General features: G+C 37.5%; 29 protein-coding genes. 7 read left to right on the forward strand and 22 right to left on the reverse strand.

What is annotated here, in order from left to right:
• The first annotated feature begins 62 nt into the window (after window positions 1-62).
• Complete coding sequence (locus ACHFIZ_RS14775; RefSeq protein ID WP_410887175.1) at window positions 63-2348, forward strand: GH92 family glycosyl hydrolase; 2286 nt, start codon at window positions 63-65, stop codon at window positions 2346-2348.
• 67 nt (window positions 2349-2415) lie between these two features.
• On the opposite strand, the gene ACHFIZ_RS14780 is transcribed toward ACHFIZ_RS14775, so the two are convergent.
• The 5 genes from ACHFIZ_RS14780 to ribD form a co-directional block, all read right to left on the reverse strand.
• Window positions 2416-2733, reverse strand: a complete 318-nt coding sequence (locus tag ACHFIZ_RS14780) for a hypothetical protein (RefSeq protein WP_410887177.1) — start codon at window positions 2731-2733, stop codon at window positions 2416-2418.
• 94 nt (window positions 2734-2827) lie between these two features.
• Window positions 2828-3703, reverse strand: coding sequence for a nucleoside phosphorylase (locus tag ACHFIZ_RS14785; protein ID WP_410887179.1), 876 nt, complete (start codon window positions 3701-3703; stop codon window positions 2828-2830).
• 34 nt (window positions 3704-3737) lie between these two features.
• Window positions 3738-4352 carry an IMPACT family protein gene (locus tag ACHFIZ_RS14790; RefSeq protein WP_410887181.1) on the reverse strand — a complete coding sequence of 205 codons (615 nt, stop codon included), beginning with the start codon at window positions 4350-4352 and terminating at the stop codon, window positions 3738-3740.
• On the reverse strand, window positions 4342-5208 hold the full coding sequence (locus ACHFIZ_RS14795; RefSeq protein WP_410887183.1) for an EamA/RhaT family transporter: 867 nt from the start codon (window positions 5206-5208) through the stop codon (window positions 4342-4344). The genes ACHFIZ_RS14790 and ACHFIZ_RS14795 overlap by 11 nt, the downstream gene beginning before the upstream one ends.
• Entirely contained in the window at window positions 5205-6260 is a 1056-nt protein-coding gene (ribD, locus tag ACHFIZ_RS14800) for a bifunctional diaminohydroxyphosphoribosylaminopyrimidine deaminase/5-amino-6-(5-phosphoribosylamino)uracil reductase RibD (RefSeq protein ID WP_410887185.1), read from the reverse strand. Before ribD ends, ACHFIZ_RS14795 begins: the two co-directional genes overlap by 4 nt.
• Before the next feature lie 49 nt (window positions 6261-6309).
• On the opposite strand from ribD, the gene prmC reads away from it, so the two are divergent.
• A complete protein-coding gene (gene prmC, locus ACHFIZ_RS14805) occupies window positions 6310-7167 on the forward strand; it encodes a peptide chain release factor N(5)-glutamine methyltransferase (RefSeq protein WP_410887187.1) in 858 nt (285 codons plus the stop codon).
• On the opposite strand, the gene xerD is transcribed toward prmC, so the two are convergent.
• Window positions 7157-8056, reverse strand: a complete 900-nt coding sequence (gene xerD, locus ACHFIZ_RS14810; protein WP_410887189.1) for a site-specific tyrosine recombinase XerD — start codon at window positions 8054-8056, stop codon at window positions 7157-7159. The two genes, prmC and xerD, sit on opposite strands and share 11 nt — an antisense overlap.
• 45 nt (window positions 8057-8101) lie before the next feature.
• Between xerD and aroQ the strand changes: the two genes are divergently transcribed.
• The gene (gene aroQ, locus ACHFIZ_RS14815; RefSeq protein WP_410887191.1) at window positions 8102-8527 is read left to right on the forward strand and encodes a type II 3-dehydroquinate dehydratase; all 426 of its coding nucleotides are present in this window, start codon (window positions 8102-8104) and stop codon (window positions 8525-8527) included.
• On the opposite strand, the gene ACHFIZ_RS14820 is transcribed toward aroQ, so the two are convergent.
• Together ACHFIZ_RS14820 and ACHFIZ_RS14825 are read right to left on the reverse strand one after the other, a co-directional pair.
• Window positions 8520-9542 carry a glycosyltransferase family 2 protein gene (locus tag ACHFIZ_RS14820; protein WP_410887193.1) on the reverse strand — a complete coding sequence of 341 codons (1023 nt, stop codon included), beginning with the start codon at window positions 9540-9542 and terminating at the stop codon, window positions 8520-8522. The genes aroQ and ACHFIZ_RS14820 overlap by 8 nt on opposite strands.
• Window positions 9542-10420, reverse strand: coding sequence for a lysophospholipid acyltransferase family protein (locus ACHFIZ_RS14825; RefSeq protein WP_410887195.1), 879 nt, complete (start codon window positions 10418-10420; stop codon window positions 9542-9544). Before ACHFIZ_RS14825 ends, ACHFIZ_RS14820 begins: the two co-directional genes overlap by 1 nt.
• Before the next feature lie 37 nt (window positions 10421-10457).
• Here ACHFIZ_RS14825 and ACHFIZ_RS14830 point away from each other — a divergent pair, with 37 nt between their 5' ends.
• The 4 genes from ACHFIZ_RS14830 to bioB are packed head-to-tail and all read left to right on the forward strand — an operon-like array spanning window position 10458 to window position 14586.
• Window positions 10458-11069, forward strand: coding sequence for a WbqC family protein (locus tag ACHFIZ_RS14830; protein WP_410887197.1), 612 nt, complete (start codon window positions 10458-10460; stop codon window positions 11067-11069).
• A 3-nt stretch (window positions 11070-11072) separates the two neighbouring features.
• On the forward strand, window positions 11073-12188 hold the full coding sequence (gene corA / locus ACHFIZ_RS14835) for a magnesium/cobalt transporter CorA (protein ID WP_410887199.1): 1116 nt from the start codon (window positions 11073-11075) through the stop codon (window positions 12186-12188).
• Window positions 12189-12215: 27 nt separating this feature from the next.
• Window positions 12216-13565 (forward strand): magnesium transporter, encoded by a 1350-nt coding sequence (gene mgtE / locus ACHFIZ_RS14840; RefSeq protein ID WP_410887201.1) that lies wholly within the window; start codon window positions 12216-12218, stop codon window positions 13563-13565.
• Between the two features lie 10 nt (window positions 13566-13575).
• Window positions 13576-14586 (forward strand): biotin synthase BioB, encoded by a 1011-nt coding sequence (gene bioB / locus ACHFIZ_RS14845; RefSeq protein ID WP_410887203.1) that lies wholly within the window; start codon window positions 13576-13578, stop codon window positions 14584-14586.
• On the opposite strand, the gene ACHFIZ_RS14850 is transcribed toward bioB, so the two are convergent.
• From ACHFIZ_RS14850 to ACHFIZ_RS14915, 14 genes are all read right to left on the reverse strand, one after another.
• Window positions 14579-14989: an organic hydroperoxide resistance protein gene (locus ACHFIZ_RS14850; protein ID WP_410887205.1), complete on the reverse strand. Its 411-nt coding sequence runs from the start codon at window positions 14987-14989 to the stop codon at window positions 14579-14581. The genes bioB and ACHFIZ_RS14850 overlap by 8 nt on opposite strands.
• Before the next feature lie 53 nt (window positions 14990-15042).
• Window positions 15043-17199 (reverse strand): FUSC family membrane protein, encoded by a 2157-nt coding sequence (locus tag ACHFIZ_RS14855; RefSeq protein WP_410887207.1) that lies wholly within the window; start codon window positions 17197-17199, stop codon window positions 15043-15045.
• Window positions 17200-17698: 499 nt separating this feature from the next.
• A complete protein-coding gene (locus tag ACHFIZ_RS14860; RefSeq protein ID WP_410887209.1) occupies window positions 17699-17881 on the reverse strand; it encodes a hypothetical protein in 183 nt (60 codons plus the stop codon).
• Between the two features lies 1 nt (window position 17882).
• On the reverse strand, window positions 17883-18215 hold the full coding sequence (locus ACHFIZ_RS14865) for a hypothetical protein (RefSeq protein WP_410887211.1): 333 nt from the start codon (window positions 18213-18215) through the stop codon (window positions 17883-17885).
• 14 nt (window positions 18216-18229) lie between these two features.
• Window positions 18230-19300 carry a hypothetical protein gene (locus ACHFIZ_RS14870; protein WP_410887213.1) on the reverse strand — a complete coding sequence of 357 codons (1071 nt, stop codon included), beginning with the start codon at window positions 19298-19300 and terminating at the stop codon, window positions 18230-18232.
• Window positions 19301-19303: 3 nt separating this feature from the next.
• Window positions 19304-19840, reverse strand: a complete 537-nt coding sequence (locus ACHFIZ_RS14875) for a hypothetical protein (protein WP_410887215.1) — start codon at window positions 19838-19840, stop codon at window positions 19304-19306.
• A 66-nt stretch (window positions 19841-19906) separates the two neighbouring features.
• Entirely contained in the window at window positions 19907-20386 is a 480-nt protein-coding gene (locus ACHFIZ_RS14880; RefSeq protein WP_410887217.1) for a glycoside hydrolase family 73 protein, read from the reverse strand.
• Between the two features lie 385 nt (window positions 20387-20771).
• Window positions 20772-21146, reverse strand: a complete 375-nt coding sequence (locus ACHFIZ_RS14885) for a hypothetical protein (RefSeq protein WP_410887219.1) — start codon at window positions 21144-21146, stop codon at window positions 20772-20774.
• 108 nt (window positions 21147-21254) lie between these two features.
• Window positions 21255-21680: a hypothetical protein gene (locus ACHFIZ_RS14890; protein ID WP_410887221.1), complete on the reverse strand. Its 426-nt coding sequence runs from the start codon at window positions 21678-21680 to the stop codon at window positions 21255-21257.
• 3 nt (window positions 21681-21683) lie between these two features.
• Complete coding sequence (locus tag ACHFIZ_RS14895; RefSeq protein WP_410887223.1) at window positions 21684-21980, reverse strand: hypothetical protein; 297 nt, start codon at window positions 21978-21980, stop codon at window positions 21684-21686.
• 10 nt (window positions 21981-21990) lie between these two features.
• Window positions 21991-22755 carry a hypothetical protein gene (locus ACHFIZ_RS14900; protein WP_410887225.1) on the reverse strand — a complete coding sequence of 255 codons (765 nt, stop codon included), beginning with the start codon at window positions 22753-22755 and terminating at the stop codon, window positions 21991-21993.
• On the reverse strand, window positions 22745-23812 hold the full coding sequence (locus ACHFIZ_RS14905) for a hypothetical protein (RefSeq protein WP_410887227.1): 1068 nt from the start codon (window positions 23810-23812) through the stop codon (window positions 22745-22747). The genes ACHFIZ_RS14900 and ACHFIZ_RS14905 overlap by 11 nt, the downstream gene beginning before the upstream one ends.
• Window positions 23813-23950: 138 nt before the next feature.
• Entirely contained in the window at window positions 23951-24154 is a 204-nt protein-coding gene (locus tag ACHFIZ_RS14910) for a hypothetical protein (protein WP_410887229.1), read from the reverse strand.
• Between the two features lie 114 nt (window positions 24155-24268).
• A complete protein-coding gene (locus tag ACHFIZ_RS14915; protein WP_410887231.1) occupies window positions 24269-24589 on the reverse strand; it encodes a hypothetical protein in 321 nt (106 codons plus the stop codon).
• Between the last annotated feature and the right edge of the window lie 358 nt (window positions 24590-24947).

Consider the following 24947-nt stretch of genomic DNA (forward strand, 5'->3'; position numbering starts at 1 on the left):
TTGTCAAAGTATACCTATAAATTTTTACCTTAGAGCTATCATAAACCAAGTTATTTATAATAATGAAGAGAATAATAATAGCCAGCTTGTTGTTGGTCGGCTTAAAAGTAAATGCTCAGCAGGATTTGGTGAAGTACGTTAAACCTATAATTGGAACACAGAAGATGGGGCATACATTTCCTGGTGCAACAGTTCCATTTGGAGCAGTTCAATTGAGCCCTGAAACTGATACGCTATCATACGAGTTTAATGGAAAATACAATGGTGATGTTTATAAGTATTGTGCTGGTTACAAATATGAAGACAAGAACATTGTTGGATTTAGTCATACGCATTTTAGCGGCACAGGGCATTCAGATCTTGGAGACTTTCTGATTATGCCTACACAAGGTAAATTACAATTGAATCCAGGAACTTCCAATGATACTAAGTCGGGCTACCGTTCAGCCTACAGTCATGCAAATGAAATTGTCGAAGCAGGATATTACAAAGTGAAACTAGATGATGATAACATTACTGCCGAGTTAACTGCAACAACCAGGGTAGGAATGCATCAATATACTTTTCCAAAATCATATGATTCTCACATCATTCTTGACCTTATGGCTGGTATTTACAACTATGATGATAAGAATGTGTGGACTTATGTAAGAGTTGTAAACGACACGTTGGTTACTGGTTATAGACAAACCAATGGCTGGGCACGGACGAGAACGGTTTATTTTGCGATGACCTTTTCCAAACCATTTAAATCATATGGACAGAAGAATTACGATGAAGATCAGGTATATAGCGGCTTTTGGAGGAAATTTGATCAGAACAAGAATTTCCCCGAAATAGCGGGAAAGAGAATTCGCATGTATTTTGACTTCAAAACTGACGAACAAGAAAAAGTTAAGATTAAGTTCGCTTTATCTCCGGTAAGCCAGGCAAATGCAGTAGAGAATATGAAGGCTGAAGCACCTGGATGGGATTTTAATAAGGTTAAACAACAGGCGCAATCTGATTGGAACAAAGAGCTTAATAAGATTAAGATCGATGCTTCAGCTGATGATAAGACGAACTTCTACACGGCAATGTATCATGCTTTTATCAACCCTACGACTTATACAGATGTAAATGGCGAATACAAAGGACTTGATCAGAATGTGCACAATGCAGATGGGTTTACCAATTATACAACCTTTTCTTTATGGGACACTTACCGTGCGCTTCACCCGTTTTTTAACATCATGCAGCCATCCCGAAACAATGATGTCGTAAAATCCATGATGGCTCATTATGAACAAAGTGCTTTGAAGATGCTTCCGATATGGTCTCATTATGCCAACGACAATTGGTGTATGAGCGGCTATCATAGTGTATCTGTTCTTGCAGATGCTATTATCAAGGGAGTGTATGATGGAGACGCAGCAAAAGCTTTAGAGGCCTGTATAACTACCGCTAACCATCGCAATTATGAAGGAATAGGCGATTACATTGATTTAGGTTACATACCTGCTGAGCGTAGCGGTACATCCGTCTCTAATACATTGGAATATGCTTACGATGATTGGTGCATTGCACAGATTGCGAAAAAATTAGGTAAACAGGGCATATATGAGAAGTTCCTAAAAAGGTCAGGTAATTGGGTTAATAATTTTGATAAGTCGATAGGCTTTATGCGCCCAAAGATGGCAGATGGAACGTTCAAGAAAGATTTCGATGCAATGAGTACTCATGCTCAAGGGTTTATTGAAGGTAATACTTGGAATTATAGCTTTTTTGTGCCGCATGATCCAAATGGAATGATTGCTGAAATGGGAGGTAAAAAGAAAGTTGGACTTAGATTAGATTCTCTATTTTCCATGCATTTGCCTGATAAATTTTTTGCTGATACGGAAGATATTACTAGAGACGGGATCATTGGTGGATACGTTCACGGGAATGAACCAGCACACCATGTGGCTTACCTGTACAATTGGATAGATCAGCCTTGGAAAACACAACAGCGTGTGCGTATGATCCTGAAAATGCAGTATAAAGCTACGCCAGATGGTTTAGGAGGAAACGATGATTGCGGTCAAATGAGTGCCTGGTATATGTTCTCATCTCTTGGATTTTATCCCGTGTCGCCAGGATCGGACGAATATTCTTTGGGTAGCCCATCTATTAAAAGCGCACAATTAACTTTGGAAAATGGTAAAACATTTACTGTAGAAACATTAAATCAGAGCGATAAGAACGTTTTCGTTTTAAAGGTTTTACTAAATGGACAACCTGTTACAAAATATACCATTAGGCATGTCGATATCATGAATGGTGGTAAACTAACGTTTTTTATGACGGCTAAACCAAAAAATAAATAGTAGGATAGCTAAAAAAATAAGGGTTCAGATAAATAGTTATCCGCACCTTTATGATTAAATGATTTTCCTACACGAACGCAGGGATAGCATGTGGATCATTACCTTGTATCTGATTCTTTCTTATATCCGAAAGCTCCTTGGGTTTTTTAATGATTTTCTTATTTAGCCCACTCGCCGCCGCATATAGCAATAGTACGCTCAGTGCGAATTTTTGAGCAGCTTTATATGGATGCTGAGGTACGTCCTTAATAGCTTTTTTGAGCAAATAAGCTCCCGCAAAACTTGAAACTAATCTTTTTCCTGTATCAAGCTCGCCAGCTTCATACGAATTGAATATAGAATTTAGAAAAAATAAAGTAAATTTGTCTTTTAATGAATTGAACATATCGCTTAAAGTTATATTGTAAAATCAACAGCACTGAATTATTTTTGTTTGATAATTTGCAAAATTATTTATTCAGAAAGCTTATAAATTGGCCCTATACACTAACTAAACGCCCCAGCACCAATTTGATTGCTTGCTCAATAACGTTTGAGGAATCCTTGCTGAACTCGAAATTCACGCGACTAGCAAGGATAGCATTTATAGATAATGCCTGATGCCCAAATACCCTGGATAATGAATATATCCCTGCAGTCTCCATCTCCAAATTCGTAAGACGAACATCACCGTATTGAAAACTATTTAGCATGGGTATCAGATTTGAGATTGAGTTAACAGCCCTAACTTTCCTACCTTGAGGTGCATAAAATCCGGGTGCGGTAACAGTAATCCCTGTCGTAAGATCTTTGCCAACTGTGGCCATAAGTTCTTCGTCAGCTTTAGTCAGATATGGATTTAAATCTGAAATTTCTAGACTGTGCTTTTTGAAAGCCTCCAATATTTCTAACTCTTTTAGGGTTGAATTTTGATTATAGTAACGCATTAAAGCATCAAGTCCTAAACCAAAACTGGAAGCCAAAATTGTTCCCATTGGGATGTCTTTTTGTATGGATCCAGAAGTACCTATTCTAATGATCTTCAAAATAGTGAGTTCTTCTTTAACGCTCCTTGTTAAAAAGTCTATGTTTACTAAGGCATCAATTTCATTTAGTACAATATCAATATTATCTGTTCCGATTCCAGTAGAAATTACAGTGATTCGCTTGTTACCTAGATAGCCAGTATGAGTGATAAATTCCCTTTTCCCTTTTTTAATTTCTATGGAATCGAAATATTTACTAACCTCACTAACGCGCTCTGGATCACCAACTGTAATTATGGTATCCGATACGTCTTCAGGTAGCAAATTTAGGTGGTAGATGCTACCATCCGAATTTAGTATCAAGTCGGCATCTGAAATTCTGGTTGTCATGTAATCTGTTTTAAACAAACCTATAAAATATCTCTTAGGCAGTATGGAGATATTTCAAATTTAATTGCTCAATCGTTTCTAACCTTCCCAAGACCGTATTCAAAGAAGATTTTCTGATTGAGAGTTGCATGCAGCATTCGTTGTCAAAGTTCTGAGATAAAATTTCTAACTGCTCGTCTTTGATAATTCGCATCACATCATTTATTCCCAAATAAAGAAAGGTGACTTCGTAAACATCGTTTAACGTCTTCTCAATAACCTGAGCTGCAGAAATAACATCTAAAGAAGCAGATTTGTAGGCATTTATTAATCCGGGAACTCCTAAAAGGGTGCCACCAAAGTAGCGTACAACTATAATCAAAATATTTGTAAGGTTCGCAGAAAGTAGCGAATTTAATATCGGTCGCCCAGCAGTTCCTGAAGGTTCTCCATCGTCCTGAAACCTGAAGTTTGACCGGTCCTTAGACAGGCGTAGAGCCCAGCAAAAATGTCTAGCTTTTGGATGTTCAATACGTAAAGTATTAACAAAGATCTTCACTTGTTCTTCTGATATTAAGGGATAAGCGTAGGCAATGAATTTACTTCCCCTTTCTTGGAATATGCCCTCCGCATTACTTGCTATTGTGTTGTAGGTATCATCAAACAGCATTGACCTGAGCAATCGTAATTATTACAATGGCAATGCCCGCCAAAAATAGGCCAACGTAGTTTAACCTGCTTAATTTCTCTTTGAAAATTAGTAGTCCAACTAGAGTTCCAGCGATAATAACCCCTAAATTCATAGCAGTAAATACTGTTGATGGATTATCTGCCATGGCGCTGTGGGCTTTTAGATAGAAAAGGATATTAAAGAAATTAAAAAAACCAAGTACGCATCCGCAAACAAAGTTTATCAATTGAATTTTTTCCATTTTAACAAACCTTAGATAGGCAATTCCTCCAAGAGAGACGATGAAAGAAATTACGAATATCATGATCAGAGAGGTTGTATATGGTAAATATTTAATTTGTGTTACTTGCTTGAAAAGCACATCAATCAATCCAAAGCCAACAAAGACTACAATTGGATATAGCCAATTTTCAATCAAAGGTTGTTTGGAAGACTGTTTAGCGAGTGTGAAAATTATTGCTGTAAACCCAACTATAAATCCTGCAATCTTTAAGGCAGAAAATGTGTCGCCAAATAGAAAATATGCTGCTATTATAGGAATTAACAACGAAAGTCGCTGCGAAATATCTGTTTTCACAATTCCAATATTTCTTACGGAGACCGCAAGAAACCAGAAGACAATAGGCAACAGAACACCTAATAAGAGGAAAATACCACTAACATTCTTTAAATTTAGATCTTCACAATTAGGCTTAAAGAAGAACCAGGCAAGTCCTGCCGCAAAAAGGTAATTCCAAGTAACAGCCTGTATTACACCTATCTTGTACCTTCTTGCCAGTTTAAGTAACACAGAAACTGTGACGCTACAAATAATACTGATAATTAAAAATATCATAATTGCTTGCTATTCTTGTAAACACTCAAATGATCCATTCCAACATTCACCTGATCTGTAATTATCCCCTGAATATCTGGAGCTTGAATTCCTTCGTCCCATGAAGTTGCTGACCTAAACACTCTAGCCTCATCCCAAAGCCCGGCGGCGATAAATTGTGAGAGTAAGTTAGCGCCGCCTTCAATAATAACAGAGTGAATGTCCATCAAGTAGAGTTGATAGGCAATCTTTTGGGGAAGATAGTATTGCATATCTTCCATTTGAATATTATGAATATTCTGATCTATGACAGTTTTAGCCTCGTTAAATACGATAGTTTTGCTTACATTATTGAATACATTATAACCAGCTGGTACTTGCAAATTTTTGTCTATAACTATTCTAATCGGGTTCTTGCCTTCCCATTCTCGCGCAGTTAACTGAGGATTATCACAGATAGCAGTCTGTTTTCCAATTAAAATAGCATCTTCTTCCGTCCTCCATTTGTGAACAAGCTTTTTAGCTAAAGGCCCACTAATCCATTCCTGAAGTACGTTCTTGGGTGCAAAGTAGCGGTTGGCAGTCTCCGCCCACTTTAGAATGATATATGGGCGCTGTTCAATAACTCTAGTGAAGAATCGACGATTAAGTTCTGTGCATTTATCTTCCAAAATCCCATGAATGACTTGAATTCCTGCGGCCTTCAATTTTTCTATTCCTTTACCATCTACGTCAGAGAATGGGTCCGTATTACCTATAACAACTTTTTTAACCCCTATCATAACGAGAAGATCCGCACAAGGTGGCGTCTTGCCAAAGTGAGCACAAGGTTCTAGATTCACATAAACTGTTGAGTTGCGCAGCAGGGTTGCTGCCTCTTCAGGATAGTCAGCAAACGCAGCATTGACAGCATTCACTTCTGCATGAGCTTCTCCAAATTTTCGATGGTAACCTTCTGCAATAATTGTATCCTCATGCACAATGACGCAACCAACCATGGGATTGGGACTAACATTTCCTATACCCATCTCTGCGATCTCGAGGCAACGTTGCATATATAGTTCGTCAGTCATCGCGGCAAAAGTAAGGTATATTGTTCGATTTAGATTACTTTTGTGAGTTATGAATTTGAAGGATATTCTCAAAAAGTACCATAGCGTACTCGTTGGTATTTATGATGATCAGGAAATTGTAGTGTTGTTTTACATTGTTGCTGAATACATTTCTGGCTTCAGCAAAATCCAGCTTTTATTTAAATTAGATGAACTCATAGCTAATGAAGATAACGTGAGTTATATTATTGTTTTAGAGCGACTTAAGAACCATGAGCCTATACAGTATATCCTTTCCGAAGCCTACTTTTACGGTCTGAAATTTAAAGTCGATAGTTCTGTACTCATTCCCAGACCTGAGACTGAAGAGCTTGTGGAAATGGCTATAAATGCATTCAAATTCAAGGAAGTCACTTTAAAAATGATCGACATAGGAACAGGAAGCGGGTGTATCGCCATATCTTTAAAACATAACTTACCTTATGCAGATATTTCCGCTTTAGATATTTCCCATTCTGCACTAGAAATTGCTGCGCAAAACGCAATGAGTAATCAAACATCCATTAGCCTGGTTCAGGCAGACATCCGGGACTTTCAATGCACACAAAAGTTCGACCTTATTATTAGTAATCCACCATACATTACAAAAATGGAAGCGACATTGATGGATAAGAATGTATTGAACTTCGAGCCGCACTTAGCGCTTTTCGTCCCAGATCAAAATCCCCTTGAATTTTATGTCGCTATAGCAGACTTTGCGTTAAAAAGCTTAAAAGACGATGGGTCACTTTTTTTCGAGATCAACGCAAATTATGGAAAAGAAACCATTGAAATGTTGATCAATAAATCCTTTAGCGATCTCCTAATTTTCAAAGACATGCAAGGAAAAGATAGGTTTATTACCGCAAAAAAGCCTTCTAGTTTCTAGAGTGAAAATCCGTGATGATCGATTTTAGATAGTCGCGGTTTAGGTGAGTATAGACTTCGGTTGTCGTTATACTTGAATGTCCTAGCATCTCCTGCACGGCACGTAGGTCAGCGCCGCCATCAATTAAATGAGTAGCGAAGGAATGTCTGAAGGTATGCGGACTTACAATCTTTTTAATTCCAGCCCTTTCCGCCAACTCTTTAACCATATTGAATATGCTTACTCTGGACATAGAGGTGCCCAGTCGGTTTAAGAATATATAATCTTCATTGTCTTTTTTGATAGCAATGTGCACCCTAACTTCCGTTAGATAAATTCTAAGTAACTGGAGGGCGGTCGATCCAATTGGCACTATACGTTCCTTATTTCCTTTGCCAACTACTTTTAAATACTGTACTTCGGGGAATAGGTTCGAAATTCTTAATAGGATCAATTCACTAACCCGTAGCCCGCAACCATAAAGTACTTCTAAAATGGCCTTATTTCGCATACCCTCAGGTTTTGAAGCATCAATTGCCCCGATTATGGCATTGATTTCTTCGACATTCAACGTATCTGGCAATTTTTTTGTAATTCTCGGCATTTCAAGTAGCACTGTTGGATCTTCTTTAATGACACTTTCTATAAGTAAAAATCCAAAGAAAGACTTGAGCCCCGAGATAACCCTGGCTTGTGATGTTGCCTGCATTCCAAGCTCATTTATCCACGTGATAAAAAGTTTAATGTCTTCATTTGTTATTCGATCGACATCAAAATTTTTGTTGGCAAAGTCCAGGTAATGTTCCAGCTTTCCAATGTCGTTTAAGTAAGCGCTAACAGTATTGGCAGACATCGACCGCTCCAGACGTAAAAACGTTTTAAAGGATCTTAAATAGGAGGGATTGATCACGGAATAAATTTCTTTATTTAAGTTTTAAACTCTAAGTTTGAATGGATGAAGATACAAATTATTAACGGACCCAACTTAAATCTACTGGGCTTTCGCGAACCTGTCATCTATGGAAGTCAATCTTTTGAAGACTACCTTATTAGTTTAAGAGAAATGTACAGCATTATGCAGATTGACTATTACCAAAGTAATATAGAAGGTGAACTAATAAATAAACTTCATGAAGTTGGCTTCAGTTATGATGGCATTATCTTCAATGGCGGAGCCTATACACATACCTCAGTAGCAATAGCAGATGCAATCGCTGGTATAAAAACTCCGGTGATAGAAGTTCACATTTCAAATATCTATGCAAGAGAAGAATTCAGACATGTATCGCTCACTGGGAAAAATTGTCTTGGCGTCCTCACAGGTTTCGGCATGGATGGTTATCGCTTGGCTATAGAAAGCTTTCTAAAGACAGTTACCTAGAATTGAGTTGAGAAAAGTATCTTATTTTTTTTATAAAGTAAGCGTACACGATGCTTGAATGATATTGGCCAGTATGGTGTATAAACGGCCTTTGTTTACTGGTTCGCTTTCTGGCATTATGCCAAAACTTTTTAAAGAAATGGACATGAGCTTTCGTTATTGCCATTGCAAAGTCCGTTTTTCCTTCCAGAATGAAATGTATCCATGCAATAAAGTCCATAAAAAATCTGATCAAGATTCTGAAACACGCATCGTATAATGGCAAATTCTTCTGCAGTATTATAAGGTTATTTCTGAAATTTAAATAAGTTTTGTATGGATTATTTGCATCGAGTGTGCCACCTCCAACATGGTAAACTTCTGCATCAGGACAATAAACTATTTTGTAACCCAAGTTCTTTAGTCGCCAGCACAAATCAATTTCCTCCATATGTGCAAAGAAATCCGGATCTAATCCTCCAACCTCTTTCCACTTACCACTCCGAATAAATAAAGCAGCACCACTTGCCCAGAAGATTTCCTTAGCATCATTGTACTGTCCACTATCCACTTCTATTGTATCGAATATACGACCTCTGCAAAACGGATAACCATGCATATCCAGATATCCACCTGCAGCCCCGGCATACTCAAAGAAGGTTTTGTTTTTCTGGCATTTAATTTTTGGCTGGGCAGCAGCAATCATCGGATCGCTTTCCATTAAAGAAATTACAGGTTCGATCCAGTTCTCCGAGACTTCTACATCTGAATTTAATAGCACATAATAGTCAGCTTCAACCTGATCCAGTATTCGCCTGTAGCCTTCTGCAAAACCGTAGTTTTTATCGTTTTGGACAATCCTTACTTTTGGATAATTGTCGGTTACAAATACTACAGAATCATCATTTGATGCATTGTCTCCAACAATTATCTGAATATTTTCGTACACCGACTTCACTACTCCCGGAAGAAACTGTTCAAGCAGATCTTTCCCATTCCAATTTAAAATTACTAACGCTACACTTGGAGATGCCATTACAGATTTTCAGGTTTATGTTTCCACCGCCTATGACTCCAAAGCCAATAAGCCGGTTGTTTGGTAATAATTTCCTCAAGAAGTTTGAAGTTTCTTTTTGTGATGTCCCCTTCCTGAGTTTCAACAGGTTTTTCAGCAATCAGGTAACAATCAACTTCATAATACCCTTGCTTTACCAGTTGCATATTGAAATAAATTACAGGTCTGTTGGTTTGCAAAGCTATTTTTTCAATTCCTTGAAGCACTGGCGTAGTCTGGTGAAGAAAGTCTACCCAAACTCTTGCCTCATCTTTTATAGGCGTTTGATCGCCAGCAAAGCAATACATTGTGATTTTATTTCTTGTAGACGCAATGGATCGTAATGTTTGCCTCATTGGAATAAAAAAATTACTCGTGCTCGTTCTAATCTTGTAAAACCATTCATCAAAGCTTGGATTTGATAGGGGTTTGTAGATTACATATGCTTTGGAACTAATTTTTAATCCCAAAGCCATCATGCCAAGTTCCCAATTACCGTAGTGCCCAGTGCAAGCCAAAATACTTTGACTGTTATTAAGGTAATCTTCAACTAATTCAAGATTATTGAACTTAACTCGCTTCAATAGTTCAGATTCAGAAATACTGGAAAGCTTGATTACCTCAACTACAAGATCTGCAAAGTACCTAAAAAACGTTTTTTCTAAAACAGCAATTTCAGTAGCTGATTTTTCTGGGAATGAATTCGTCAAATTCTCTCTGACAACCAATCTTCTATAGCCAAAAATATAATATATAAAGTAGTACCCTCCCTTTGCGATAACATAGAGAAAGGAGAGGGGGAGTATTGACAATAAGTTTAAAAAAGAGATTCCCATATAAGAAAAGCTTTTTTTTATCATTATTTTGCGAGTTAAGAATGCAAACATAATTTATCAGATGGAAAGTTCAGCTATATTCCCAATTTTTTATATTCCTCCAACATCTTATTTTTCTGGTCTTAAGCAATGCAACTATAATTTTAAACTTGAAATACAAGAACACTTTCCTAAGCAAACTTATAGAAACAGGGCTTCTATTTATTCTCCAAACGGAACGCTTGATCTAATGGTTCCTGTAATAAAGGGCTCAAAAGTTCATACAAAAGTTAGGGATGTCAAGATAAGTGATGAATTTAAATGGCAAAGGCTGCATTGGAAGAGTTTTGAAAGCTGCTACCGCAATTCCGCCTATTTCGAATATTATGAGCCTGAGTTCTATAAGTTCTACACCACCAAATATAATTTTCTGTTCGACATAAATATAGAACTTTTTCAGTGGGTGTTAAAGCAATTGAAATTAAACCTTGATCTCCAGTTTACAGACGAATATTTTAAGAGTTATGACGATGGCTTAGACTTTCGTTCCAAATTTGTAGTAAAGGATATGCAGTTAACCAGTACTAAAACTCCATATTTCCAAGTATTCGATGATAGGGAAGGCTTTAAACCAAACCTAAGTATAGTGGATTTGTTGTTTAATCAAGGCCCGCAGGCAAAGACTTTTTTTTAACTAATGGGAACAACCAAAAAACGCAAGCATCAGAAGCGCTTTTCTTTACCTAAAGCCGGATCTAGTCCTGGCCTAGTTTATATAGATGAGCAATCTCTTCAACCACATATTACGCTTTACCGATATAATGCAGATACATACGATATAATCAAAATTAAAGAAATCGCTGAGGCGATCGAGTTAATTAAAGATGAGGACTATACTTTTTGGGTTGAGATCAAAGGTTTTAAATCTGCTAAAATGTTCGAGACATTGAATACTGAACTTAAAATTAATAAGCTGATTCTTGAAGATATCACACGAACCTATCAACGACCAAAGTTGGAGGAGTATGACGATTATGTTTTCTCCATCAGTAGGATGTTACGGTTCGATAATAATCATGACCTTGATAATGTTCAGGTATCTTTTGTCCTCACAATCAATACAATAATCTCATTTCAAGAAAGCTACGAAGATTGTCTAGAACCTGTACGAAGTAGACTTTCTGCAGGGAAAGGTAATATAAGAACCGCCGGAAGTAGCTATTTGATGTATGCGCTAATGGATATCATTGTCGACACTTACTTTGAAATATTGAGACAGTGGGGCGAAGACTTAGACGCCATTGAAGACAGATTGTTTGATAAACCAGACAAGAGTATAATGTATGACATTCAAGTCATTAAACGTAATCTTATTAATATCAGAAGAGTTGTTTGGCCTGAACGAGACAAACTAAACGACATTCTTCGCACCGATAGTCATCTTATCAGTGATCAGACTAAAATGTTCGTAAAGGACGCTTATGATCACTGCATACAAATTATTGACATTGTTGAATCTTTAAAGGAGATTTCCACCAGTAATATTGATATGTATCTGTCCGTGATTAGTAACAGAATGAACGAAATCATGAAAGTGCTTACCATTATTTCATCTATATTTATTCCCTTAACATTTATTGCGGGAATCTATGGTATGAACTTCGCAAATCAGGATCCTGTTACAGGTAAAATGCTCCCTCAAAATATGCCGGAACTGTATGAGGAACAAGGCTATCTGTATATCATGATCGTTATGGGAGCGATCGCAGTGGCACAAATCATATATTTCTGGCGTAAAGGATGGTTTAAATAGTTGCTATTATTATTACCTTAGCAATGTATGCAATCCTTTGATCTAGATAAAACCGATGTTTCTAAGATAAAGCTCGCCTTAAGTGGTGATGATCAGCAGCTTCAGTTCATTCTGGAAGAATACCACGCGTCCGAGATTGCCATACTGTTTGAAAGCATCACGCCTGAAGACCGTCAGCGGATTATAAACCTTTTAGAGGTTGAGATAGCCTCGGAGGTAATCTCAGAGATGCACGAAGAATCACACCCTGAAGAACTTTTACTTCAACTACATCCAGACAAAAGAACGGAGATCGTAGAAGAGTTGGATTATGATGACGCAACCGATATCATTTCCCAGCTAGATGAGCAGGAGCAACAGGAGATTCTTGAGGACTTAAATGAAGATGATGCGCTGAACATACGTAACCTAATGAGTTACGATGAAAAGACTGCAGGTGGTTTGATGAACACCGAGTTCATAAGAATTAACCTCAATCTCACTAAAAAGGATGCCATAGATGAAATCATTCGCCAGAGTGAAGAGATTGAAGAGTTTTACACCATTTTTGTAATTGATGATCAAAATGTTTTCCAGGGAATTGTTTCTTTAAAGGACATCATCAAAGCAAAGGGAAATGTGCAGATTACAGAACTTGTTAAGGCAGAAGTAGCTTGGGTGTACCCAGATACAGATCAGGAAGAAGTGGCCAGACTTATATCTCAATATAATATCACCAGTATCCCAGTATTGGATATAGATATGAAGTTGTTAGGTAGAGTAACTTTCGATGACGTGATTGACGTCCTAGAGGATGAAAACACTGAGGATATCTTGAAAATTTCAGGTGTATCTGAAGATGAAGAATTAAGTGGTAACTGGGTTGAGGCAGTAAAATCTCGTCTGCCCTGGCTGGTCCTGAATCTTGGGACGGCGTTTCTGGCCTCTGCAGTCATCCGCCATTTCGACCCAACTATAAAGCTATTCCCTTTACTATCTGCCTACATGGTCATTATTGCTGGCATGGGCGGAAACGCCGCTACTCAAGCGCTTGCCGTTACAGTGAGACGTATATCATTAAATGACCTAACAGATAATCAGGCATATAGAACAGTACTCAAAGAATTTACTGTCGGTGCTATTAACGGCGCAGTTACAGGTTTAATCGTTTTCATATTTGCCTATTTCTTTGACTCGAGTCTAATGTTGGGGGTAGTTATATTTCTTTCCATGACAGGGAACCTATTGATCGCTGGCATTACTGGATCCGGCATACCTTTGGTTTTGAAACGTATTGGAATTGATCCCGCAATCGCTTCTTCAATAATTATTACAACTTTTACCGATGTTTTCGGATTTTTGCTATTACTTGGCTTAGCCAGCAAACTTTTATTATAACTTTTTACACATGCAACCAACAAAACACAACTGGACAAAAGAGGAAATCTCTGCAATCTATCATAAACCTTTCCTGGATCTTGTTTATGAAGCTGCAATTGTTCATAGAGAAAATAAAGATTACAATGAAGTTCAGGTCAGTTCGTTGATATCAATTAAAACGGGTGGTTGTGCAGAAGATTGTTCCTACTGTCCACAAGCAGCACGTTACCACACAGATTTGCAGGTTCAACCCTTGATGCAACTGGGCCAGGTAGTGTCTGCGGCTGTAAAAGCTAAAGAGGGCGGAGCTTCACGTCTATGCATGGGTGCTGCTTGGAGAGAAGTTAGAGATAACCGGGACTTTGACCGGGTATTAGATATGGTTAGGGCAATAAATGATCTGGATATGGAAGTTTGCTGCACACTGGGAATGCTTACGGAGCATCAGGCACAAAGATTGGCTGATGCAGGCTTATATGCCTACAACCATAATATTGACACGTCCGAGGACGATTACAAAAGAATTATTTCAACCCGTACGTACGATGACCGTTTGAATACAATAAAGAATGTGCGTAAAGCGAAACTTAGCGTTTGTAGTGGGGGTATTATCGGTCTGGGAGAAACCACAGAAGATCGGGTTTCCATGTTGCAGACTCTTTCAAATATGGATGTACATCCAGAATCGGTTCCGGTGAATGCATTGGTACCGGTAAAAGGAACTCCTTTAGAAAATCAACCAAGAGTTCCAATTTGGGACATGGTAAGAATGATTGCAACGGCAAGAATTGTAATGCCGAATTCAGTAATACGGCTTTCTGCTGGTAGAAATGAAATGAGCACTTTGGAACAAGCTTTTTGCTTTATGGCAGGCGCGAGCTCGATCTTTGCAGGAGATAAATTGCTGACTACACCAAACCCAGCTTTCGTAGATGATATTGCGATGTTCGAACTGTTGGGGCTAAAGAAACGTAATGCCTTTAAAAATGGCAGACCAACAAACACACTGATCAGCCAGGAAGATGTTACGGCTATATAGCTGTAACCCTCGTTTCTACATTTCCTCTTGTAGCTTTTGAATAGGGACATCCTTTGTGCGCTTTATTAGCCAATTGCTGGGCCTCATCAATAGTTATTCCTGGAATATGGACATCCAGATCTGCTGATAATACAAATGCATTACCATCCTGATTGAAGGAAACATGAACTTCTACAGAGGCTTCAGAAACATCTACTCCATCTTTCTCGGCTACGGATCCCAACGCCCCAAGGTAGCATGATCCCCATGCAGCTGCAAGTAGTTGCTCTGGATTAGTAGCACCTCCTTGTCCTCCAAGTTCTCTCGGTTTTCTAATTTCAAAATCAATAATACCATCACTTGATTTAACGTGGCCATCTCTTCCACCTTTGGCCGTAACTGAACCAGTATATAACTTTTTCATAACTTCTTTCTTTTTAATTAACGTAGGTATAACAAAAGAGTACTGTTTTAGTTTCAGAGCTTGATCTTTTCTGACAGTTTAAAAATATCATATGCCACCTTTTGGATAAGTTCAAATTGTTCATAGATTACAACCCCGCCATTTTGCTCAGATTCCGGTACTACAGAATTTCTAATCAAGGGGACATTGCTAATTTCTTCTTTGTGTTCAAGGAGATTTTTTGTGGCGAGATTGAGCAAGTAGGTTGTGTTCTGTATAATCGGCTTCAGCTGCTCAAAATCATCATACACAAATGAATGGTCCTTGCTGTACAATGACAACGTTGCAACATAAGATGATAAATGATGGTTCAACGCCGTAAACTGATGTAGTTCTTTCATCATAACCTGCTTACTTTTAGGTTCAGAGAACATCCGTTGAAATAAGGATGCTAAGTTTGCCGAAGCCACGTAAACGTCTTTCCTGGCCAACTTATAATTTGTGATTTCCGTTACCTCTTCGCTATAAAACAATGTAACCTGGTAAAAATATTGGAGGTTTGCATTTATCACATCCAGCATTCCATCCTTCAATTTCTCATGCTCCCAATTTGGAAATAGAGAATAACTAGCGAGTAGCGCGATGCCTGAGCCGATCAATGTATCATATATCCGTTCTCTGGCTACTGAAAGACCGCCCATTCCCAGGAAATCGAAAAGTACTAATATGTAGGGAGTCATAAATAGCACGCTTACAACATAGTTTTTTCGCTGAAAACTGTAGCAGCCAATCATGCATATAAGCAGTATACCGAAGAGGGTTTTCCTGTCATTTACATACATTAATATACCCATACCAACAAAAGCACCTATAATTGTTCCTATCAGCCGCTCGTAGTTTCTCTGCTTTGTCAAACTAAAGCCCGGCTTAGAAATAACAAGAATTGTTAACAAAATCCAATAACTATGTGAGAAATCAAGGATTTTTGCCACCACAAAGCCAATAAGCATTACGATAGAAACTCTAAGTGAGTGACGAAAAATAGACGAACTAAAAGTCATGTTCTCAAATAGCTCTTTCGAATCTATACTCTTGTTGCTTACAAACCGTTCGACCTCAATATTTTTTACTTTTAAGTTCTTTTTCTCATTCTTATTAAAGTATCCATTTACCGTTTTTACTCGAGAAATAATATTTTCTATATTTACTTCTATATTCTTTAAAGCTATGATTCCTAGAGTACTATATTGTCCATTCGAATTAGTGTTCTCTAATAAAAGAATCTTTTGCTTAAGTTTCGCGACTTCTGTAATCAATGATTTTGGCAGGATAGGCGTGCCTCCAGTTTTTAAAGCAAATGCAATATCATCAAGTTCGTCCGCTATATGAATAATTAGGGTCTCATAATGAGAAAGAATTCCAGACTTGTCAAACTGATCATGAAGCTGCTGATAATTAAAATAGGTTGACATAATTTGTTCGAAAAGATCGACCATATCAACAAAAACCAATAACAAAAACCTGCCTTCTGGAGTTGATTCTCGAATAATTTCTCTTGTTCTAAAAAGCACATCGCGAACCGCATCTTGCTTCTCATGCACCAATACCTGCAACTGAAGCAGTTCTGCATAATTCTTATCATAATTAGTGTTTTGATGGTAAAACTTGGCCTTTGCCCTAAGAAATTCGCTTATCTCAAGTATGGATTCACTCAATGTCTGCTGAACTAAACGATAAGGTCGTAATCGATAAAATATATAGCTTAATGTTGTATACCAAAGGCTTCCTGCGAAAATTAATGTTGCATAAATTAAAACTTCATTCCATGGCCTAAAGTCGTCTATGCTCAGCACCATAATTAATAAAGCAGAGGTTCCAATAGATGCGGCTCGTAAACCATAAACAAAGAACATGGAAAACACAAAGCTAAAGATAACTAGCAGCGAGGCAGTAAAGTAAACGTTATTATTGCTTAGGCCTACAACTAATGAAATGATTGTGATCAATCCAGTTGTAACCAACATGGCATTTCTACGATGAACTATAGGTCCTGGAGAATCAGCAACACTTGCACAAAGTGCGCCTAGTGATAATGTCATTCCAAGCTTCAACAATCCAAACTGGGCAAGGATTAGTGATGGACAAAGCACCCCGAACGTTATCCTCAAACCATCGGCCACATAGGTGCTGAGTAAGAAGTCCTGAATACTTCTAATTGGTCGGTTTAACATTATATAATGTCCTATAATTAATAATATGATTTATTTGTTTTTTGTATTTTACTTATAGTTAAAATACTATGAATTTCGTTTTCTCATAGAGAAAACATCTGTATGCGAAATGAGGTTAACACGGCCGCTTTTATCAATTAAGAGTAAAGGATCATGTAACCTCAAATCAGATAGTAAGGAGTAAACAGATTCATAGCCGATGATTTTCAGCATGACTTTACATTGTTCCTTTAGACCTAGGCGCAGGAATGTAGTAGGTTTTGTTTTGTGCATTGATATAATGTTTAGTTTGAGACTGTACGAATATAATAATATTTTTAATACTGAAAAATAATTTTTTATTCCATCTACTACTATTATTTAACAAATGCTTAAACCCCACACAATAAACGGCTTACTCCGCTTCGCGCGAGTGCTTCGCTGCCTTTAACCGTAGAACTCAATTTTCTGTTAAATCAAATTTTGTGCTACAAGTGGAACGGAAGTACTTTAACTCAGGTTAAGATTTTGCCGCTTTTTTGATCAAAATCAACCTTAATACAACGTTTGTTACAATATCTAAAATTTGATATGCTTTAGTGTCCTTAAAAAGTTTGCGTTTCTTATACGCCTTTTCACTTGCGTAAGTCTCAATTTCGACGGTGCCGTCATGCATAAATGATTTAATTTTTATCGCTTCCATATTATGTAAATTCTAAATAAGTAACTATACAAGGGCATTGATTATTTGCGTTATTTGTCTGATTTCTCAAAGTACCCAAACTTCCAATAACACGGGTCCCAGGACTTGACAACATTGTCTCATCAAAATGAAAATCAGCAATACCGAAGCGATTAACAGCGGCCTCATATGGCCTTAAATTTGCACGCTCAATATATAACTGTAAATCTGGCGGAAGTTCTGGACAAAATACAGCAACGACCAAATGTTTAACAGCAATGTCTAATGTGACAAAGTCAGAACCTGTATTTTTGTCAACTTCAAAATACCTAGTTTTCAATCTAGGATAACTCATTCGTTCCATATTAGTTAAGTTTTAGGTACATAATTAGCACCATACGGATTGTTTAAAATTTTAGTAGGCACTTTTCCGTCAGCAATAGCAACACCTTGAACGGCAATTATATTAACGTCTCCGCCGCCTGTAACAGGTACATTATTACCAATAAGCGCATTATTAACTTGCCTTAAATTAACAGCAGCAGTTCCCGCCTCATGAACATTTTGTATACCCGCAATTTGAGAAGTAGCAGAGCCACCGACTTTCTCAACATTAACATTAAGTGTACCAGATGAATTTACAGGAATTACACCAGCAGCTATTGAGCTGCCTACTATAGTACCTATAGATTTTAAATCAATAGGTACCGAAGTACCAGCCAAAGCAACGGCGCCGACTTCTGAAATATTTACCGGAATCTTACTATTGATTAGCGCAACGTTGTTGGTCGCTCTTAAGTCAACGCCAATATTACCAGAGACTAATTTTGTGGAATCATTATTTACCCTTTTTAAATCTACAGGTATTTCATTCCCAGCAATTAAAGCAGAGTTAATAGCTGTAGTATTTGTTTTGATACCCCAAGTCGCGGAAACAGCAGTTTGGTCTCCTTTAATAGAAACGATATCCATAGGAACAACATTATTAGTCAATGTAACCTCCTGCGACGATTCTATTAATTGAATCCAATACGGAAAAACAGTCCAACCCGTAGCGGAAGGCAAATCTGGTATTCTATAAGTACCGGGCGTAATTGATGAAGCAGAGACACTATAATAGCCGTCATCACAAGATGGAAGGTCTTTCCAAAGACCGTAATTTTCAAATATAGCGAAACCGCTTAGCATAGGGTAAGGCAGATATAAAAGGTTAGCGTCAGTACCAAACAGCACAAATGTTTTTCCATAAGTACCTGACTTAAATGCCTTGTATACGATACCGATTTTCGAGCCGTTTCCGCTCTCATTGACACCAGACGGAAAAGTTACGCGATCTTCAGTAGATACACGCGTGACAGCAAGACCTGAATAAGTTCCAATCATTGGAACACATTGTACTTTTAATTGACCAGTATTTTTATTAACTCCTATTGATAACATAAATTATAATGTAAAGTATTTTTGTAAATCAGTAGTCCATGAGGACGTACCGAAAATAGTTGTTGTTGTAATCGATCTAACATCAGCTAATAACGATCTTGAAGAAGTGAAAACATCTCTATAAACCTGTATTACGTACTTTCTATAATTAGATGGCAATTTCGGATCAAGAATAGCTTTTATACGCTTGTTACGATCTGAAAAAGTAAAATTAAGAACCAAGCTATACCAACTGTTATTTTTAGCCGTTTTCATTAAAGAGGATAACTCCTCCGCATTTTGGCGAGCCTGAGAAATTGTGTATCGTGTTATCACACCAGCACCAGAGACGAAATGCCCTTGTATAATTTGTTTTGATTTTGTGAGTACCTCATTTATTTGACTAACAGGCGTCTCAACCTCAGCCACATACGTGTCAGGTTTAAAAACAGATACAAGCTTTCGCCAGAAGATCATTATAACCAGAATAAAAAGACTGAGACCCAAAAAGGGGAAAGTGTCTGGATTAAAAGTATAATTTGATTTTTTTAAATATGCCATTTTTAGAGATTAAGAAGTAACCAACCGTACAGACGAGTAACAACGCTTTTAGCGGCTTGGCTGGACTTATTTTTTTTTTTCGACGTCGAATTTTTCGAGGCCGTATAATTTAATTAGACTAATAAGAGAATTAGCATAATTTGGATCAGTAGCATATCCAGCTTTCTGTAATGCTCTGGCCTGATCGGCAGCAGTAGCCGCCTTGAATACTCCGTTCTTTTCGTACCGTGAGTTTTTAATGAGGAAATTACAACGATCTTTAAAACCATCTGTTAAGTTTCTATATGCCCTAAAAGGCGCTTTAACTGTTATATATGCACCTCTGATAAACTCCTTTGTATTCATTAAAATAGTAGCGCCAATCCATCCGGCAGAGGCTTTAATACCGAAATGATTATTGTATTTTTTCGCTAACAAAGAAGCGCCGTCTCTACCTTCTAAACACGCCTGCGCTATTAAAAGTGAAGGAAATAAACCAGTGCCGATAGTAGCATCTACAGCCGAGGAGGATACTTTTTGAATAAATGCTAAACGTGATGCAGTCATTATTTTTTTATTTTATTGGAGAAACGATCTGTTGAGAGCGTGAAGTCAAATTTCAGTGTAAATGCAATGGTTCTAAAAAACGCACCAAGTGACAGTTTAAAACGGCGTAACAAGCTATTCGGGTTAAAATTGTACGGAGCATTAACCATTCAGATTAGGATCTTTTATTTCCGAAGGTGATAAACCGCGTTTATCCATTTCAGACTGAAAGAATGTTAACGTATCACTAATAAGAGACGCCCATTTACTGATCGTATTAATTTTGCCTATGGCCTTTATAATTTTAAACATTGTTTTTGTTTTTTAAAAAGAATAGGAGTAACCCCCTTAGAGGAAATTTTTAAACTCCTAAACTTTACCCAATCTCTAACACTTATCTACATTATTAATTCTTGCCGTAGCGACCACAATAACCACCTTTCGGAGCGCCTGGGTTAATGACAATACCCAATTCTTTAACGATAGTGCGATGTGTGCGGCGATCCATTAAACCAGATGTTATAGAAGTTCCAGCGATACCGCGAGTAACTTTAACCATAACGTTTAACCATTCCACACCATTACCAGATGTATGTACAGCAGTTTTAGCGTAGGGAACACATAAAAAAGTGATAAGTCCATGTCGTTTACTGTAATTCCATCCAGTACAATATGGTTCGTTTTTTTTGGTGAAACCTTTTTTTGCGCCTGAGTGCTTTTTTTGCTCTTGATTCGAACTATTCGAATTTGAACGGTTGCTGTTCTTTTTTAGGTACGCCATTAGAACATTGCTTTAACCTTCGTTAGAAGCGTTGAACCTATACCAGTGAACAATAGAACACCAGCCACGACAGCAATAACAACCCAGTTTTTTTTGATAAATTCCATATTATCTGTATGATTTTTTATAGTTTGTAAATTTTCCTTTTTTTGACTTATTTGTAACGAAGAAGTAAACGGCAGCGGCTGCAAGTGCAGCATAAAGCCAAATTTGTTTTGCTTTAGCAGCAATAGTCTCCGAGGCTATCTCTTTAACAACTTGCTGACCCTGTGGAGTTGAAGCAGCATAGCCACCAAAAACACCAAGTAACTGACTAAAAACACTAGGCGCTTTTTTTTCTAACTTTTTCATTTCGGCCTCATACTTTACAGTATCGCCAGATGCGGCAGCGATTTGAGCGGCAGTACCTAAAGGAACAAGACCTTTACCAGTACCTAAAACACCCGGCGCAACAGTAGAACCAACGCCACGTAAAATGTTACCGAAGAACGAACCGCCCTCTTTTTTCTTAAATATGTTTTTTAAAAATGCCATAGATTAATATTTACGGTAAGACTTTTTTTTGTTATCACTACAAAAAAGCATATAGCCAATTAGCAGAGCGGCAGCAAGAAGCCAAACATTTTGTTTTGCCCAAGCAATAAAAGACTGTAAATACATCTTAAATTTTGAAGGAGCCGGAGAGCCAGCCACAACACCTAGTATGTTATCAGAACTAACAGTCTCAGGGAATATACCTGAGTTATCAGGGAACTGATGTACAGCACTGACAGTGCCGCCGTAGAGATCGACACCCTGAAGGGAGTCGGACGGTTCTACATTAGACGTTTGCATACTGAACATCTTAAAGGCTTTTTTCAGTTACCAATATGAATGTTAATTCAGCAGTTCCAGTCGTATGAATTTCAAACTTTGAAACACCCTCTAACCGTTGGTAATACATCAAAGCAGAACCAGCCAGTACCATTTGATTAATAGCGTCACCCTCTACAAGAGTATCTGAGGCTAGCGTAATATCGTTGAACTCACGAGTAACAGCAGCCAACTCCTCCGGAAGATAGGAAATTTGATTTCCGTTTAAATACGTTAGAACTAATTTAGATAAAGCACCGTTGTTTTTAACGCCGATCTCATATGCACCAAACGGAACATCATAGGATTTTTGTTGCGCAGTCGTACCAGCAATACCAGTAGTATTGTAGTCTAAATAACGATCTTGAGGAACAGGGCTTTCAATGCCGTTGATATCATAAGTCGAGCCAAGAACAAGACTTTCCATATCAATAGACAGGTATCTTTCATTCCTTAAATCCAAACCTTTTCCGTCCTTAGTTAATTCAATGATAAAAGCACTTGTAATTGTAGCATCTGCATTAACCGTCTGACTTAAAAATCCGTTTTCAAATTGTGAAAGTAACGCAGCGTCGAATATCTTTACTTTTGCAAGCACTTTTTGTTGCCCGCCGTTACCGTCTGAAATTGAAGCTGATATAATTTCGTTTAGAAATGCGGCAGCACCAATTTTTGTAACTAAAAGGTGAGAAATTGGTTTTTGACATTGAATGTCTGATTCGGCGGCGCGGCCTGTTATCCCTGATCTAAGTTTCATATTTATTTACCTGTGAGAATATATTTTTTTGAGTATTTGTATAATTACTCAGCAAGTATACCGTCAGACTATCCGCGTTGTCAAGCATTATTTTTTTTTCGGTTACAACCATGCGTTTGAGCGCAAGAAAATGCGTTTGAGCGCAGATATAGGCGCCAGTCCATAATTTTGAAACAAATCCGGAACAATTCCAAACCTGAGTATGCATATTAGATTCATTCTTTGTTATATACTTCGTTACATAAGAGGAAACCGCCTTTAAATCATGTACCTGCCTTATATCAACAGGTGAAGGAGTGCTAAACGGACACTGTTTTTTTTCCAACCTTTGGTTTACCGGAAGCGAGTTATTACGCTTATGCCAGTTTGAAACGTTGGACAAGGCGTCCATTGGGGACACTTTTTGACCGTTTTGCTCGTATGTATAACCGTGATCAGATAGAACACGACACCATGCACGATTTATTGCCTGTATTGGCAAGAAATTAGAACAAATAATATGAGAATGAATGTTCCCATTTTTTTGCCTTTCCAGTACATATAAATATCGTTTAAATAAGGTTGGATAATACTTGCGCAGATAAGTAAAAAAAGTGTTTTGCATTTTTGTAAATTCCTTATCTGTACCAATTTGAGGCGATGTAAGGGTTAGCGTTACAAACGTGAACTTTACAGACTGTTTTTCTGGTATTAATTTACTCCAGGCTATAACCTTATTTCTGAGTTTTGATTTACTACGAGGAGAGAGGGTATGAACAAAAGGAGCGGGAATGTTCCCTTTCTCAATCTCTTCGAGCTTGTTTTTGTTGATTAATTCAGCTAATTCTCTCTTTTCTTTTAAGGCTACAGCCCATTGATCTGCAAAGATTGTTGAAGTATCGCTTTTAAGCAATAATTTTTCTTTTTTGTTTTCTTTAAAATTAAAGTCGGTATCTTTATTCCGCTTTCGTTGCAAAGATGAACCAGTATACCCAGTTTTCGGCATACAATATGTACCAGACTCTAGGTGACTGTATTCAGCATCTGAAATAACGAAACAATTTTGTTTAAGTAACATTTATGTGCATTGATGTTATTGAGCATTTTTAAGTCTTTACCTGTGAGAGGAGAAAGGACTTATAACCCTGAAGTTTGAGACGCTTCAGGGTTTTTTATTCTCTTTTATTTTCCGGCGATCCACCGCTAGCGTTGTATCTTATTGTTTTTGAGTGAGTTTGAGTTGTTGCATATAAAATGAATCCATTAAGGGAAGGCTTGAAAGCTTGTCATTCTCATGCCATAACCGATCAAGAATTTTATAGATATATGGAGAATTAAAATATCCATTAGTGTCTATATCATTAACAGCATTACCCAATTCACCAAACATTTGGGAGTATTGAGAAACAGGTTTTTCCATAACATTATGAAGCTTTATTGTTTACAATTTCAGCGATAACTTGACCTATAAAGGCGCCAATAACAAAGAAATAAGCCAGAGAAAGCAAAATAAAGGCTATCTGTAATAATTCCATTAGAATAGTTTTAATTGTGGTTTTGGAGTTGTGTAAGTTGGTTTTTGCCAGACGTGAATACCTGACATAGTGTAAAGACCTAAAGGACAGATCGTTATCTTTCTTAGTGTAGTATCTGCAAGCTTAACCACGATATATAAAGCGTCGTGATCGTCAAACATATAGCGATCAATAACAAGGTATTCTGGTAGGTTTTTGAGTATAGTTTGCTGAGTAAACAACTGTAGCGCAGTACATCCCAAAGAGTCATCAAGGTCAAACAGGCTGTTACGTTTACGCTGACAATGAGCATTAAATGCCGTATTAGTTCCATTTTTCACAATCCGCAAGCTTTGACATAACCAAATAATTTACTTGCGGCAAAACACCATGCTTGTATAGCTTGTATAGCAAAACAGACACCGAGTAATTACAATGTAAATCGTGTTTGATTCTTACTTTATCAAATGCAGATTGATTATTTCGAGTAACAGAACAATAGTTATTGTGTGGCTTAAGGGTTATTCCCTGCAAAACGCCGCTGGTTATGTGAATGAATGTTTTAGCATGAGTAGTAAACGTTATACCGGATGCCTTTAGAAAAGATTGTAAACGCCTATAAAGAACGTTAATATTTGGTTTTGCCGGAACGATTGCTACAACGGCATTTTGTGTACGTAACATAATATAAGGAAAAGT

Source organism: Pedobacter sp. JCM 36344, from assembly GCF_046546555.1.
Classification (GTDB): Bacteria; Bacteroidota; Bacteroidia; order Sphingobacteriales; family Sphingobacteriaceae; genus Pedobacter.

Excerpts from the sequence above, each read along its gene's own strand:
- ACHFIZ_RS14775 (WP_410887175.1), top strand. The coding sequence starts at position 63 with ATGAAGAGAATAATAATAGCCAGCTTGTTGTTGGTCGGCTTAAAAGTA.
- ACHFIZ_RS14780 (WP_410887177.1), bottom strand. The coding sequence starts at position 2,733 with ATGTTCAATTCATTAAAAGACAAATTTACTTTATTTTTTCTAAATTCT.
- ACHFIZ_RS14785 (WP_410887179.1), bottom strand. The coding sequence starts at position 3,703 with ATGACAACCAGAATTTCAGATGCCGACTTGATACTAAATTCGGATGGT.
- ACHFIZ_RS14790 (WP_410887181.1), bottom strand. The coding sequence starts at position 4,352 with ATGCTGTTTGATGATACCTACAACACAATAGCAAGTAATGCGGAGGGC.
- ACHFIZ_RS14795 (WP_410887183.1), bottom strand. The coding sequence starts at position 5,208 with ATGATATTTTTAATTATCAGTATTATTTGTAGCGTCACAGTTTCTGTG.
- ribD (WP_410887185.1), bottom strand. The coding sequence starts at position 6,260 with ATGACTGACGAACTATATATGCAACGTTGCCTCGAGATCGCAGAGATG.
- prmC (WP_410887187.1), top strand. The coding sequence starts at position 6,310 with ATGAATTTGAAGGATATTCTCAAAAAGTACCATAGCGTACTCGTTGGT.
- aroQ (WP_410887191.1), top strand. The coding sequence starts at position 8,102 with ATGAAGATACAAATTATTAACGGACCCAACTTAAATCTACTGGGCTTT.
- ACHFIZ_RS14820 (WP_410887193.1), bottom strand. The coding sequence starts at position 9,542 with ATGGCATCTCCAAGTGTAGCGTTAGTAATTTTAAATTGGAATGGGAAA.
- ACHFIZ_RS14825 (WP_410887195.1), bottom strand. The coding sequence starts at position 10,420 with ATGATAAAAAAAAGCTTTTCTTATATGGGAATCTCTTTTTTAAACTTA.
- ACHFIZ_RS14830 (WP_410887197.1), top strand. The coding sequence starts at position 10,458 with ATGGAAAGTTCAGCTATATTCCCAATTTTTTATATTCCTCCAACATCT.
- corA (WP_410887199.1), top strand. The coding sequence starts at position 11,073 with ATGGGAACAACCAAAAAACGCAAGCATCAGAAGCGCTTTTCTTTACCT.
- mgtE (WP_410887201.1), top strand. The coding sequence starts at position 12,216 with ATGCAATCCTTTGATCTAGATAAAACCGATGTTTCTAAGATAAAGCTC.
- bioB (WP_410887203.1), top strand. The coding sequence starts at position 13,576 with ATGCAACCAACAAAACACAACTGGACAAAAGAGGAAATCTCTGCAATC.
- ACHFIZ_RS14850 (WP_410887205.1), bottom strand. The coding sequence starts at position 14,989 with ATGAAAAAGTTATATACTGGTTCAGTTACGGCCAAAGGTGGAAGAGAT.
- ACHFIZ_RS14855 (WP_410887207.1), bottom strand. The coding sequence starts at position 17,199 with ATGTTAAACCGACCAATTAGAAGTATTCAGGACTTCTTACTCAGCACC.
- ACHFIZ_RS14860 (WP_410887209.1), bottom strand. The coding sequence starts at position 17,881 with ATGGAAGCGATAAAAATTAAATCATTTATGCATGACGGCACCGTCGAA.
- ACHFIZ_RS14865 (WP_410887211.1), bottom strand. The coding sequence starts at position 18,215 with ATGAGTTATCCTAGATTGAAAACTAGGTATTTTGAAGTTGACAAAAAT.
- ACHFIZ_RS14870 (WP_410887213.1), bottom strand. The coding sequence starts at position 19,300 with ATGTTATCAATAGGAGTTAATAAAAATACTGGTCAATTAAAAGTACAA.
- ACHFIZ_RS14875 (WP_410887215.1), bottom strand. The coding sequence starts at position 19,840 with ATGGCATATTTAAAAAAATCAAATTATACTTTTAATCCAGACACTTTC.
- ACHFIZ_RS14880 (WP_410887217.1), bottom strand. The coding sequence starts at position 20,386 with ATGACTGCATCACGTTTAGCATTTATTCAAAAAGTATCCTCCTCGGCT.
- ACHFIZ_RS14885 (WP_410887219.1), bottom strand. The coding sequence starts at position 21,146 with ATGGCGTACCTAAAAAAGAACAGCAACCGTTCAAATTCGAATAGTTCG.
- ACHFIZ_RS14890 (WP_410887221.1), bottom strand. The coding sequence starts at position 21,680 with ATGGCATTTTTAAAAAACATATTTAAGAAAAAAGAGGGCGGTTCGTTC.
- ACHFIZ_RS14895 (WP_410887223.1), bottom strand. The coding sequence starts at position 21,980 with ATGCAAACGTCTAATGTAGAACCGTCCGACTCCCTTCAGGGTGTCGAT.
- ACHFIZ_RS14900 (WP_410887225.1), bottom strand. The coding sequence starts at position 22,755 with ATGAAACTTAGATCAGGGATAACAGGCCGCGCCGCCGAATCAGACATT.
- ACHFIZ_RS14905 (WP_410887227.1), bottom strand. The coding sequence starts at position 23,812 with ATGTTACTTAAACAAAATTGTTTCGTTATTTCAGATGCTGAATACAGT.
- ACHFIZ_RS14910 (WP_410887229.1), bottom strand. The coding sequence starts at position 24,154 with ATGGAAAAACCTGTTTCTCAATACTCCCAAATGTTTGGTGAATTGGGT.